10 protein-coding genes and 1 pseudogene are annotated in these 12,837 nt (G+C 60.5%); all 11 read left to right on the forward strand.

Annotation, left to right across the window (positions count from 1 at the left end):
• Positions 1-10 precede the first annotated feature (10 nt).
• The 11 genes and pseudogenes from tssC to icmH all read left to right on the forward strand — a co-directional run bounded on the left by tssC (position 11) and on the right by icmH (position 12,835).
• Complete coding sequence (gene tssC, locus JFV30_RS09825; RefSeq protein ID WP_201123371.1) at positions 11-1,486, forward strand: type VI secretion system contractile sheath large subunit; 1,476 nt, start codon at positions 11-13, stop codon at positions 1,484-1,486.
• Positions 1,483-1,908: a type VI secretion system baseplate subunit TssE gene (gene tssE / locus JFV30_RS09830; protein ID WP_201123373.1), complete on the forward strand. Its 426-nt coding sequence runs from the start codon at positions 1,483-1,485 to the stop codon at positions 1,906-1,908. The genes tssC and tssE overlap by 4 nt, the downstream gene beginning before the upstream one ends.
• Positions 1,898-3,672: pseudogene (gene tssF, locus JFV30_RS09835) on the forward strand (type VI secretion system baseplate subunit TssF). The gene tssE and the pseudogene tssF overlap by 11 nt, the downstream one beginning before the upstream one ends.
• On the forward strand, positions 3,636-4,643 hold the full coding sequence (gene tssG / locus JFV30_RS09840; protein WP_201123375.1) for a type VI secretion system baseplate subunit TssG: 1,008 nt from the start codon (positions 3,636-3,638) through the stop codon (positions 4,641-4,643). Before tssF ends, tssG begins: the two are co-directional and overlap by 37 nt.
• A 12-nt stretch (positions 4,644-4,655) precedes the next feature.
• Positions 4,656-7,220, forward strand: coding sequence for a type VI secretion system ATPase TssH (gene tssH, locus JFV30_RS09845; RefSeq protein WP_201123377.1), 2,565 nt, complete (start codon positions 4,656-4,658; stop codon positions 7,218-7,220).
• Positions 7,220-8,752 (forward strand): sigma-54 interaction domain-containing protein, encoded by a 1,533-nt coding sequence (locus JFV30_RS09850; protein ID WP_201123379.1) that lies wholly within the window; start codon positions 7,220-7,222, stop codon positions 8,750-8,752. The genes tssH and JFV30_RS09850 overlap by 1 nt, the downstream gene beginning before the upstream one ends.
• Before the next feature lie 68 nt (positions 8,753-8,820).
• Complete coding sequence (locus JFV30_RS09855) at positions 8,821-8,952, forward strand: hypothetical protein (protein ID WP_010173304.1); 132 nt, start codon at positions 8,821-8,823, stop codon at positions 8,950-8,952.
• 18 nt (positions 8,953-8,970) lie between these two features.
• A complete protein-coding gene (gene tagH / locus JFV30_RS09860) occupies positions 8,971-10,152 on the forward strand; it encodes a type VI secretion system-associated FHA domain protein TagH (protein ID WP_201123381.1) in 1,182 nt (393 codons plus the stop codon).
• Between the two features lie 5 nt (positions 10,153-10,157).
• Positions 10,158-10,640, forward strand: coding sequence for a type VI secretion system lipoprotein TssJ (gene tssJ / locus JFV30_RS09865; protein ID WP_201123383.1), 483 nt, complete (start codon positions 10,158-10,160; stop codon positions 10,638-10,640).
• 1 nt (position 10,641) lies between these two features.
• Positions 10,642-11,970: a type VI secretion system baseplate subunit TssK gene (gene tssK, locus JFV30_RS09870; RefSeq protein WP_201123385.1), complete on the forward strand. Its 1,329-nt coding sequence runs from the start codon at positions 10,642-10,644 to the stop codon at positions 11,968-11,970.
• A gap of 4 nt (positions 11,971-11,974) precedes the next feature.
• Positions 11,975-12,835, forward strand: a complete 861-nt coding sequence (gene icmH, locus JFV30_RS09875; protein WP_201123387.1) for a type IVB secretion system protein IcmH/DotU — start codon at positions 11,975-11,977, stop codon at positions 12,833-12,835.
• Positions 12,836-12,837: the final 2 nt, after the last annotated feature.

The raw sequence follows: 12,837 nt of genomic DNA on the forward strand, positions 1-12,837 counted from the left end.
CACTGACGCCATGACAACCCGCCAAAGCCCGCTGCACGCTCCGAAAACCGATGAATACAGCATTCTCGACAACATCATTGCCCAAACCCGCCTCAGTGCTGACGACGAGGCCTATGGCATCGCGAAACGCGGGGTATCGGCATTTATCGAGGAGCTGATCAAGCCACAGAACAGGGGCGAGCCGGTCAAAAAGCGCCTGGTTGACCGGATGATCGCCGAGATTGACGCAAGGCTCAGCCAGCAAATGGATGAAATTCTTCACCACCCGGAATTCCAGGCCCTGGAGTCATCCTGGCGTGGCCTGCAGTTGCTGGTCGACCGCACCAATTTCCGTGAAAACATCAAGATCGAATTGCTGAGCGTCTCCCGCCAGGACTTGCTGGATGACTTTGAGGACTCACCTGAGGTAACTCAGTCCGGGCTCTACAAGCATATCTACAGTGCCGAATACGGTCAGTTCGGCGGTCAGCCCGTAGGGGCAATCATCGCCAATTATTTCCTGTCGCCCAGTGCTCCCGACGTCAGGCTGATGCAGTACGTCTCCAGCGTGGCCTGCATGGCCCATGCACCGTTCATTGCGGCGGCTGGTCCGGGGTTCTTCGGCCTGGAGAGCTTCACCGGCCTGCCTGACCTCAAGGACCTGAAAGACCATTTCGAGGGGCCGCAGTTTGCCAAATGGCAGAGTTTTCGCCAGAGCGAAGATGCCCGTTACGTCGGTCTCACCGTACCGCGCTTTCTACTGCGTACGCCTTACGATCCCGTGGATTGCCCGGTCAAGACGTTCGCCTACCAGGAAAATGTGGTCAACAGCCACGAGCACTATCTGTGGGGCAACACGGCGTTTGCCTTTGCTACGCGCCTGACGGACAGCTTCGCCCGCTTTCGCTGGTGCCCGAACATTATCGGCCCGCAAAGTGGGGGCGCAGTGGAGGACTTGCCGCTGCATCACTTTCACAGCATGGGCGAGATCGAAACCAAGATTCCTACCGAGGTGCTGGTATCCGACCGACGTGAATACGAACTGGCGCAAGAGGGTTTCATTGCCCTGACCATGCGCAAGGGCAGCGACAACGCGGCGTTCTTTTCTGCAAGCTCGGTGCAGAAGCCCAAGTCCTTTGGAATCAGTGCGGAGGGCAAGGTTGCCGAACTGAATTACCGGCTGGGCGCCCAGTTGCCCTACATGATGATCGTCAATCGCCTGGCTCATTACCTCAAGGTTTTGCAGCGTGAGCAATTGGGATCGTGGAAGGAACGTACCGACCTGGAGCTGGAACTCAACAAGTGGATTCGCCAATACGTAGCTGACCAGGATAACCCCAGTGCCGAAGTGCGTGGACGACGCCCACTCAGGGCGGCGCGCATTGTGGTCAGCGATGTCGACGGGGAGCCCGGCTGGTATCGCGTCAACCTGAGCGTTCGCCCGCATTTCAAGTACATGGGGGCGGACTTCACGTTGTCGCTCGTCGGCAAGCTCGATAAAGAATGAGTCGCAGCCACGTGACCCTCCAGAACCGTAGCCTTTTCGAACGCCTGGAGTCCGGCGCGAGTCGCCGTCCGCAGGGCAGCGTCGTGGAGTCCGTGGCGAGCCATTTGGCGAAAATGCTCAGCACCCGTGTGGGTAGTGTGCACACGCTACCGGATTACGGTTTGCCTGACCTGAACGACATGCGCTTCAGCCTGCATGACGCGTTGAGCCAGGCACGCTTGCTCATTGAGCGTTTTATCCAGTCCTATGAACCACGGCTGAAGGATGTACGTGTCAAGGCATTGCCCCAGGACCGTGATCCGTTGGTGCTGGCTTTTTCCATCGAGGGCGTCATGGAAATCGATGGCGTGAAGCAAACAGTCGCCTTCTGCGCAAACCTGGCCCAGGGCGCACAGGTTGAGGTCACGCCTGATGTCCTTTAACCGCTACTACCAAAGCGAGCTGGGTGCACTGCGACAGTTGGGGCGGCGCTTCTGCGAGCGCAACCCGGCACTTGCGCCGTTTCTTGGGGGCGCCGGCCAGGACCCGGATGTAGAGCGCTTGCTTGAAGGCTTTGCATTCCTCACCGGTCGCTTGCGTCAGAAGCTCGATGACCAGTTGCCGGAGCTGAGTCACTCGTTGATGCATTTGCTGTGGCCCAACTATATGCGGCCGCTGCCTTCGTTCAGCATGCTGCAATTCGACCCCCTCAAGCAGGCGGGGCCTGCCATCAACGTCGAGCGGGACACCCCGGTGGAAAGTGTTGCGATCAACGGTGAGCGTTGCCGTTTTCGTACCTGTTACCCGACGCAGGTTTTACCGCTGCAACTGGCCGCCCTGGAATACTCGGTAAAGGGCGAGGGGACGCTGCTGTGCCTTCGCCTGGAAATGACAGCCGAGGGCGACTTCAGCGAGTTGGCACTGGGCTGCCTGCGTCTGCATCTTGCGGGGGAGCAACCCGTCAGTCAGGCGCTGTACCTGGGCCTTTTGCGGCACTTGGATGGGTTCGAGTTGCAACCCTTGGGCCGTGATGGACGGCCGGTAATCGGCAGCGACGGTGAGGCTGTGTCGCTGCGTCTGTCCAGTAGCCAGATCAGTCCAGTGGGTTTTCCGAGCATGAGGCACTGATCCCTTATCCGTTGAATACCTTTCGTGGCTATCGCCATTTGCAGGAGTACTTCGCCTTTCCCGATAAATACCTGTTTGTCGATGTGGGTGGCCTTGACGTGTTGAACAGGTTGCCCATTGACCTGCTCAAACAGGTCCATGGGCTGGTGCTGTGCTTCAACCTGCGTGGCCGGGGTCTTGAGCGACTGAAGCCGACCCTGGACAACGTGAAGCTGTACTGCACGCCCATCGTCAATCTGTTCAAGCACGATGGCGTGCCGATTCGTTTGGATGGCAAGCAGGACGAATACCTGTTGTTGCCTGGCGAATACACTCGGGGAAACTGCGGTGTGTTTTCAGTCGACAAAGTCACGGGATGGCGGCCGGGGGGCCTGGGGTACCAGGAATATGTGCCCTTCGAGTCGTTTGAACACGATTTTGGCGGCGCCTCGCCCAGCTATGGCGTTCGCCAGCGGCCATCGCTGCACCATACCGGCCTGGATACTTGGCTGAGTTTCGACCCGCGCCGGGAACATGATCAGGAAACCCTGTCGGTTGAGCTGACCTGCACCAACCACAACCTGCCACGCCAACTGCAGGTGGGAGACATCAACCAGGCTTGCGAGCAGACACCCGAGTTTGTTTCGTTCCGCGACATCACGGCGGCAACCCCGAGTTTTGCGCCGCCCCTGGACAGCGACTTCCTGTGGCGACTGATCAGCAATATGTCGCTCAACTATTTGTCGCTGACCGATATCAGCGCCCTGAGAGTCATCCTCGAAACCTACGACCTGCCGCGCTATCACGACCGGCAGGTGGAGAAGGTCAGCCGGAGAAGGCTTGGCGCACTCCAGTCGATCAGCCATCAGCCTGTGGACCGGCTGCACCGGGGCCTGCCATTTCGCGGCTTGCGTGTTGACCTCACCATCGATCCCGAAGGCTACCTGGGGGAGGGCGACGTGTTTGTCTTTGCCTCGGTACTGAATGAGTTCTTCGCGCTGTACGCCAGCCTCAACTCATACCACGAACTGCGAGTCATCAGCACACAAGGAGACGTGTACCTATGGCCACCCCGGATGGGCCAGCAGCCCCTGCTTTAAACGCATTATCCCGAGTGATTCGCGAGTACTCGGTGTTTCAGGCTGTCGCGCAGATCATCGAGCGCTTGCGCGAGGCGCACCCCTCTCTGGACGAAGAGGGGTTGTACGACCAATTGGAGTTCCAGGCCAATCCAGGCTTTGGGTTTCCCGGCAACGATATTGACCGTGTGGAGTTTTTTGTCGAGCACGGCCATTTGCGGGCGCGGGTTCGTCTCAACGTGCTGGGCCTGTTTGGAACAGGGTCGCCGCTGCCGGCGTTCTATGGCGAGCAAGCCTTTGCCGAGGTCTCGGGCGGCAATACGACGCGTGATTTCCTGGATCTTTTTCACCATCGCCTGCAGCGGCTGATAGTGCCGATCTGGCGAAAATATCGTTATCAGGCGAGTTTTCGAACCGGCGCCAGCGATCCATTTTCCGAGCAGATGTTTGCGCTGGTGGGCCTCGGCGGCAGCGTGATTCGAAGCACCGCTCGACTGAACTGGAAGCGCCTGTTGCCCTACCTCGGGCTGCTGAGTCTGCGGGCGCACTCTGCCGCGCTGATCGAGACCGTGCTGCGTTATTACTTCAAGCACAGCCGGCTGGTTATAGAGCAGTGGGTCAAGCGCACGGTAGTGATTGCCCACGAGCAGCGCAATGACCTTGGCCGCAGCTATAGCTCGTTGGGTTCCGATCTGGTGCTGGGGGATTCCATCCTCGACCGCAGTGGCATGTTCAGGGTCCATGTGCTGGCACTCGACTGGGAGCGTTTTCACGAGTTTTTGCCCACCGGGACGGGTTATGAGCCGCTGTGTGCGCTGGTGCGTTTCGCCGCCCGGGACCCCTTGGAATACGACGTTCGGCTGGTGTTGGCAGAGGGTGAGGTTCGGCCATTGCACATCGGTGAACACAACGTCTGCCGCTTGGGCTGGACCAGTTGGCTGGGGCATGAGCGGGCTGACGGCATGGTCACCCTGACCAGTAAATCTCATTAGGGACGGATGAATATGATGAATGTGGATCTGCAACAACTTATCCAGGCATTGACGGCGCCCACACGGCGCGATCTGGAACGCTGCGCGGAACGTTGTGTCACTCGGGGCGGCGGCGAGGTCTTGGTGGAAGACCTGCTGTTGACCCTCCTGGAACATCCAGAAGGCCTGTTGATGCGTGCGCTGCAGGACGCGGGCGTGGATGCCGGCGAACTGCACGCCGTGCTGCAACCAAGGATCGACCAGAGCGCCTCCCGAAACCCGGTGTTTTCACCTGCGTTGGTGCAATGGTTGCAACAAGCGGTGCTGGTTGCCCGCCTGGAGTTGGGCCGAATCGAAGTGGAACACGGTGCCTTGTTGCTGGCGGTGTTGCGCAACCCGTTGCAGCACGCAGGCAGCCGATACCAGGCGGTGTTGAGCAAGCTGGATGTGCAGCGTGTGCTCGGTTTTGTCTTGAGTGAAAGCCCGCAGACACCTTCACCTGAAGGAGGGCATTCATTGCTGGAGCGTTTTACCCATGACCTGACTCGCCAGGCTCGGGACGGAAAACTCGACCCGGTACTTTGTCGCGATAACGAAATCCGGCAAATGATCGATACCCTTGCGCGGCGGCGCAAGAACAACCCGATCCTTGTAGGCGAAGCGGGTGTGGGGAAAACCGCGATAGTCGAGGGCCTGGCTCTGCAGATCGTGAGTGGGCAAGTGCCAGAGGTGCTCAGGAACGTGCGTCTGCTCACGTTGGACATGGGCTTGCTGCAAGCCGGCGCCAGTATCAAGGGCGAGTTCGAACGACGCTTGAAAGGCTTGATCGACGAGGTCGGTGCCTCTTTGCAACCGATCGTCCTGTTTATCGACGAGGCCCATACCCTGGTGGGCGCAGGCGGCCAGGCAGGCGCTTCCGATGCTTCCAACCTGCTCAAGCCGGCGCTGGCCCGTGGCGAGTTGCGCACCATCGCCGCCACGACCTGGTCGGAGTACAAGAAATACTTCGAGAAAGACCCGGCGTTGGCGCGGCGTTTCCAACCGGTACTCGTGCGCGAGCCGGTGATTGAGGATGCGGTGACGATTTTGCGTGGGCTGGCCCCGGTATATGAGGCCAGTCACGGCGTTTACGTGCGCGATGATGCCGTGGTCGCCGCCGCGCAGTTGAGTGCCCGTTACCTGACGGGCCGCCAGTTGCCGGACAAGGCTGTGGACGTATTGGACACCGCTTGTGCCCGTGTGCGTATCAGCCTGGTGACGGCACCGGACGAACTGCAACGTCTGCGCGCCGAGCTGGCCGAAGGCACGCGTCAGCAGGCCGCCGTGCACCGGGATGCCGACGCAGGATTGACCATCGATGAACCGGCGTTGCAGCAACTCACACGGCGACTGGAAGAAGTAAAGGTCGCACAGCTACAGCTTGAACAACGCTGGGCCTGCCAGCGCGACCTGGCCGAGAAGGTGCTCTCGCTGCGCCAGCAACTGGCCGAATCCCGCGGCAGAGGCGAACGGATTGAGGCCCTTGAACAGAGCCTCGCTGAAAACCGGCAAGCGTTGCAGGCTGCGCAGCACGAGCAACGATTGGTCAGCTTCGAAGTGTGCCCGCGGTTGGTGGCACAGGTGATCAGTGCCTGGACCGGTATCCCGCTGGAACAGCTTGCCCGTGAACACAGTGCGAAGGTCCTGAGCGTTGCCGAGGATCTGCGTGGCCGCATTCTCGGCCAGGCGTACGCTGTGCAGGTCCTGGATCGTTGCCTGCGCGCTGTCGCGGCCGGCGTGAACAGGCCTGATGCGCCGGTAGGTGTATTCCTGCTGGTGGGCCCCAGCGGCGTGGGCAAGACAGAAACTGCACACGTTCTGGCCGACCTGTTGTATGGCGGCGAGCGTTTTGTCACCACGATCAATATGTCGGAGTACCAGGAGAAACATTCCCTGTCCCGGTTGATCGGTGCACCGCCGGGTTACGTCGGCTACGGGGAGGGCGGGGTGCTGACTGAGGCGGTGCGACAGAAGCCCTATTCCGTTGTGCTGCTCGATGAGGTCGAGAAGGCCGACCCGGATGTGTTGAACCTGTTTTATCAGGTGTTCGACAAAGGGGTGGCCAATGACGGCGAAGGGCGTGAAATCGATTTTCGCAACACCCTGATCCTGATGACTTCCAACCTGGGCAGCGAACGTATCACCGAGCTGTGCACCGACGGGCAACGCCCGGATATCGAGGTGCTGCATGCCGCTATCCGGCCGGCCCTGAATGCTCATTTCAAACCGGCGTTGTTGGCTCGTATGCGTGTAGTCCCGTATTACCCGATTGCGGGCGCAGTGCTGCATCAGCTGGTTGAAAACAAGCTTCAACGCCTGGCGCACCGGCTGCTTCAACGCAAGCTGACATTCAGTCACACGGAGGCGTTGGTCACCCACATGGCCGAGCGCTGCAGCCACAGTGAGAGTGGCGCGAGGTTTGTCGATCAATGGATCGAGGTGAACCTGTTGCCACAGGTGGTGGACCGACTGCTGGAGGCGATGGCCGCTGGCAAGTCCCTGGAGTTTGCCCACGCCAGGCTGGATCCCAACGGCACTGTTGTCTGTGAGTTCAGCTGATGACGGACGACCTGTTTACCCACCTGCCAAGCCCGCTGGATTACGCCGCTGCCTTGCTGGGATGGTTCGCCCGATTAGGTGTTGCTGGCGACGAATCGACATTGGCCGAGGATTTTGCGGCAGCCGTCGCACAGTTGAGTGCGTGCGAACTCAGCCAGTTGTACCTGCTGGATCAGGCCACCGGCCGCCTCGATCTGGCTGCCCAGTATTTTCCGGAACGGCCACCATCCGGTGATGGTGCAAACCCGGCAACGGACTTCAAGAACGAGCAACTGTTGCAGTACGTTCTGGGACAGAGCCGCGTACTCAACCTCATTGAGCTGGACAGCAGTGTGTATGACACGGGGTTTCTACCGGCAGCCACATTGCCTTGGCAATCCCTGTTGTGTGTGCCATTGCCGGGGCAGGGCAAGCAGATGTCCGGGGTGTTGTTGTGTGCCAGTCAGCGAGCGATGGAGCTGGCTGGTTACGGTGCCTCCCTCGTGCAATTGGGGTGCTTTGTCGTGAACCAGTTGGCCATGTTGCGGCGAATGCGCCGGAGCAGCGGCGCTTTGAAGGTGGTGCGCAGTACCCCTGTCGCCAGCGCCTACGGCTTGATCGGTAACAGCACGGCGATGGACGAAACGTGTCGCTTGATTGGCAAGGTGGTGCACAGCCCCTACACCGTTTTGCTGCGGGGAGAGACCGGCACCGGAAAAGAAGTGGTCGCACGGGCCATTCATGCGGCCGGGCCGCGCAGCAACAAGGCATTTGTGGTGCAAAACTGCGCCGCATTTCCCGAGGGCTTGCTGGAAAGCGAGTTGTTCGGCTACCGCAAGGGTGCTTTCACGGGGGCTGAAAGAGATTACGCCGGTCTGTTTGACACCGCCCACGGCGGCACGCTGCTGCTCGACGAAATCGGTGACATGCCGCTGTCACTGCAGGCCAAGTTACTGCGGGTGCTGCAGGAAGGCGAGATCCGGCCGTTGGGCGCCAATACGGCCCACAAGGTCGATGTACGGATCCTCGCGGCGACCCATCGGGACCTCACTGGCATGGTGGCTGAGGGCAGCTTTCGCGAGGATCTTTATTACCGCTTGGCGCAGTTCCCTATCGAGTTACCGGCGCTGCGCCAGCGAGACGGTGACGTGCTGCAACTGGCCCGGCATTTCGCCGATAAGGCCTGCGCGATGCTGGGTCGGGCGCCGGTAGGCTGGTCGAGTGCGGCCCTGGACCAACTGTCCAGCCACAGCTTCCCCGGCAATGTTCGCGAGCTTAAATGCATGGTGGAGCGAGCAGTCCTGCTTTGTGATGACGACGTCATCCTGCCCACGCATTTATTGCTGTCGTCCGGCCTCGCTGCACCAGCGGTTGACGCGACGTTTCGCCAGCGGATGGAGCGGGTCGAGCGCGTTGTTTTGATCGACTGCCTGCGCAAGAACCGCGGCAATCGCACCCGCACTGCCCGTGAGTTGGGCCTCGCGCGGCGCACGCTGCTGTACCGCCTTGCACGCCTGGACATTCCCTTTGGCGACGCCAGGGGAGAGTGCTGAATGGTGCCCCCTTCAAATTCTGCAATGGCCCGCTTGAAAGCGGGACCCACCCCAATGGGAGATACCTCATGGCTGTTTGTCAGTGGCAAGCCCTGGTGCTTGTGTTGTTTGTGCTGGGTGGCTGTAACACCAATCACGTCTTTGACGACGGTGACTACCGCCCGCTGGGTGACCCGCAGCCCATCAGTCGTGGCCGTTGAGCGCAGGGGAGTTCAACCATGCAACTAGTGTTTGAGGTGTGTCCTGTGGGGCACGCAGGTTCAGCGCCGGCCCTGCGTAAAACCTTTGACCGTGTTGGCGGTGTCATAGGCCGGGGAGCCAGTTGTGACTGGACGCTTCCTGACCCCAGCCGCCAGGTTTCCAGCCGTCACGCGGTGGTTAGCTATCGTGACGGCCGGTACTTTCTGACGGACGTCAGCAGTAATGGAACCCGCCTGGCAGGCAGCGGTGAGCGTTTGCGGGAGGGGCTGGAACGACCGATAGACGACGGCACGGTCTTTCAATTCGGGCCGCTGAATATCCGCGCATGGCTGGTCAGTCCGGCGACGGCGTCAGGCCCGGATGGATTGCACACGCTGATACCCGATGATGCATTTCTTGACCTGGATCCGGTGCGGGCACTGGCCTGCGAACGTCAGCTGGAGGACGAGTCGCAAGAGTTGGCCGCTCTGGTCATGACACCCCATGAGGCATTGCAGTGGACAGATCATGCAGCCGCGGACAGGAATCATCTGACGGTTCCTGAGCTTGTGGAGCCGGGGCACAACGCTGCCATGAGCGTGGAGGCGCCGCAGCCAAGCCAGGGTTCAGAGCCATTTTGGTCGGCGTTTGCGCAGGCACTTGGAATCGACCTGGACACCCTTGATGGGCCGGGAAGAGAGGTGCTTGCGATCAAGGCGGCCGGGTTGCTCAGGCAAATGACTGAAGGATTGCAACAGAACCTGGGCACCCGCAACGAACTCAAGCATGAGCTGAAACTGGCGCCCACCCACACGGCGCTCCAGAGCCCCAATCCTTTCAAAGACAGCTCTGACGCCAGTGAGGCCTTGGGGTTGCTGCTGGGCACCGGGCAGTTGGGACAGGTGCCGGCCGAGAGGGTGGTCATGCGCGCCTACCGCGACATGCAGGCTCACCAGGTGGCTTTACTGGTGGCCTGCCGCGCAGCCGTGCGCGGGGCTCTGGCGGCCTTTGCACCGGGTCATCTGCTCCTGTGCTTCGAGCGTCAGGCGAAGCCTGCGCTGATTCCCCGGAGTAGCACCCACTGGCGGGCGTATCAACGCCATTACCAGGCGCTGATCGAAGATGAACATCTCAGTGAGCGCCTGCTGGGCAGTGACTTCAGCAAGGCCTACGAGGAGCAGATTCGTCTGATCTCAACCCTTCACCGTTATCCAGGATGATCGTCATGTCCCGAGTCACCGCTGCATTGTTGTGCGCCGTAATCGGCTTGCTGGGGGGGTGTTCGCTGTCGCCCTTTTCGACGCTGACCAAGCTGGACCTGACACTGACGGCCAGCGAGCGGGTCAACCCGGATATCCATGGCCGGCCATCGCCGATTGTGGTGCGGCTGATGGAGCTTCGACACCCAGTGGCTTTCGAGCATGCGGACTTTTTCAGCCTTTACGGCCATGGAGCGCAGGCGCTGCCCAAAGACCTGGTGAACCTCGAAGAACTCGAGTTGCGCCCCGGCGAGCACACCACCCTCAAACTCAGTCTGGAGCCGGGCAGTCGCTATGTCGGCGTGCTGGCGGCTTACCGTGATTTGCCCCACGCGCAATGGCGCTATGTGTTGCCGGTGACGGTGCTGCAATTGACGCGCGCCGAACTGGTACTTGATCAAACCGGTATTCGGTCAGCGAGCCCACACTCGGCCAGGGCGGGGGACTGACATGCACAGTCAAAAAGTCATCTGGCAGGAAGGCATGTTGCTGCGCCCTCAGCATTTTCAGCAAAACGATCGGTATCACGATCAGCAACTCAAGCGTCGCACCCAGTTGTTGTGCCGCCATGCCTGGGGTTTCCTGGCCCTGGACATCGATGTGCAGTACCTCAATATGGGCAAGATCGTTGTCAGCCAGGCCAGTGGGGTATTGCCGGATGGCAGCCTGTTCGAGCTGGGCGGGGCCATGGAGTCACTGGTGCTGGAGGTGCCGGCAAATACCGGAAAACAGGCGGTGTACCTGGCGTTGCCGCTGACCACGAGTAACTGTGTGGAAGCCCGTCTACCCGAACAGCTTGAGGTAGTGGCGCGCTACAAGACCCTTGCGGTAGACGTCAGTGACTCCAACGCCGGGGAAGACTCTCGCCGTCAGGTCAATTGCGGGCAGCTGGATTTTCGCCTGCTGCTGGGGGAGCAGCACAGCGACCAACATTACGTGAAACTCAAGGTTGCGCAGGTGCTCGGTTGCACCGAGGAGGGTATCCGCCTGGATGCCGATTTTATTCCGACCTTCATTCACCTGCAGGGCTCCGGGTACCTGTTGTCTTGCCTCAAGGAGGTGATCAGCCTGCTCGCTTACCGGGGAGACGCCATCGCCGGGCGGATTCGCGCCAACGGCACTGCCGCCGGCGCGGAGGTCGGTGACTTCCTGATGTTGCAATTGATTAATCGCACCGAACTGGTCTTGCGTCACTACCTGGGCCTGAGCCAGGTCAGCCCTGAAACGTTGTATCGAACACTGCTGTCGGTCCTGGGTGAGCTGGCGACGTTTGCCAGCGACAGCAAGCGTGCGCATTTTGAGGGGCATTACCGGCACAGCGATCAGGGCGCCAGTTTTCGTGGGTTGATGGAGCCGATTCGCAGCCTGTTGTCGAGGGTGCTTGAACAGCATGCCGTTGAGCTTGGGCTGCAACCTCGCCAGTACGGGGTATTGGTGTGCCCGGTAAGCGACCTCAACCTGTTGGGCTCGGCGACTTTCATTCTGACCGCCAGTGCACATTGTGACTCCGAGGAACTGCGCCACCGGCTTCCGGCGCACCTCAAGGTTGGCCCTGTGGAGCGGATTCGCGAGCTGGTCAACCTGCATTTGGCGGGCATCAAGGTCAAACCGCTGCCGGTGGCTCCCCGGCAGATCCCGTTCCATGCCGAAAAAACCTATTTCTTGCTTGAACTCGATGCCCGCGACATCGAGCAGTTGAAGCATTCGGGAGGGTTTGCCTTCCACGTCAGCGGCGAATTTGCCGAACTGGAACTGAAATTCTGGGCCATCAGGAACTGAGACCATGGACAGGGAACACCCGCAGGATGAAAAAACCGTCCTGCTCGATCGACAGGGGCGCGGGCCGGCGCAAGGGCCGATAACCGACTTCGCTTCGCCGCCCCATTTCGAACACCTGGAAGACCGGATGATTTACGCCGCCCGATTGCAGGGCGCGGAGCACTTCAACGTTGGCCTGAATGGTTTGGTAGCGCCTGCCTGGGAGTTGTTGTCCGAGGTGGTGAAGCTCAAGCGCAGCAATGCCGAGGAAAGCCTGCGGGCACTCAACGAACGGTTGTCATCCGCGGTCACGCTTTTCGAGACCAGGGCTCGACATGACGGAGCGCAGGGCAGCGAGGTCATGGCGGCGCGGTATGTGCTGTGCAGTGTGATCGACGAGGCCGTGGTCACTACTTCATGGGGCAGCCAGAGCGATTGGTCGAAGATGAGCCTGCTGAGCAGCTTTCACAACGAAACCTTTGGCGGCGAGAAGTTTTTCCAACTGCTTGAGCGGATGTCGAGAGACCCCGTCAAGCACCTGGCGATGCTGGAGCTGATGTACCTGTGCCTGTCACTCGGATTTGAGGGCAAGTACCGGGTGATGGAGCGCGGGTTGTTGCAGCTTGAACAGGTTCGGGACGCGCTCTATCGGCAGATCCGGCATGTACGGGGCGACTCGCCTCCTGCATGCGTACCGCCGCCCAGGACGGGGCAGCCACGTCAGAGGCGGCTGAGGGTGGTGCCTGCCACCTGGGTCGCTGTGGGTGTCGTGGCCTGCCTGTTGACCCTGTATTCGGGGTTTGCCTGGGTGCTGGGCCAGCAGCGCGAGACGGCGCTGCAACCGTATCAACTATTGGCGCCGGATATTACCCGGACGCCCCTCTAACG

Source organism: Pseudomonas sp. TH32, from assembly GCF_016650855.1.
GTDB lineage: Bacteria > Pseudomonadota > Gammaproteobacteria > Pseudomonadales > Pseudomonadaceae > Aquipseudomonas.

Bases quoted from the DNA above. Each gene is read 5' to 3' on its own strand.
- tssC (WP_201123371.1), top strand. From the start codon at position 11: ATGACAACCCGCCAAAGCCCGCTGCACGCTCCGAAAACCGATGAATAC.
- tssE (WP_201123373.1), top strand. From the start codon at position 1,483: ATGAGTCGCAGCCACGTGACCCTCCAGAACCGTAGCCTTTTCGAACGC.
- tssG (WP_201123375.1), top strand. From the start codon at position 3,636: ATGGCCACCCCGGATGGGCCAGCAGCCCCTGCTTTAAACGCATTATCC.
- tssH (WP_201123377.1), top strand. From the start codon at position 4,656: ATGATGAATGTGGATCTGCAACAACTTATCCAGGCATTGACGGCGCCC.
- JFV30_RS09850 (WP_201123379.1), top strand. From the start codon at position 7,220: ATGACGGACGACCTGTTTACCCACCTGCCAAGCCCGCTGGATTACGCC.
- JFV30_RS09855 (WP_010173304.1), top strand. From the start codon at position 8,821: ATGGCTGTTTGTCAGTGGCAAGCCCTGGTGCTTGTGTTGTTTGTGCTG.
- tagH (WP_201123381.1), top strand. From the start codon at position 8,971: ATGCAACTAGTGTTTGAGGTGTGTCCTGTGGGGCACGCAGGTTCAGCG.
- tssJ (WP_201123383.1), top strand. From the start codon at position 10,158: ATGTCCCGAGTCACCGCTGCATTGTTGTGCGCCGTAATCGGCTTGCTG.
- tssK (WP_201123385.1), top strand. From the start codon at position 10,642: ATGCACAGTCAAAAAGTCATCTGGCAGGAAGGCATGTTGCTGCGCCCT.
- icmH (WP_201123387.1), top strand. From the start codon at position 11,975: ATGGACAGGGAACACCCGCAGGATGAAAAAACCGTCCTGCTCGATCGA.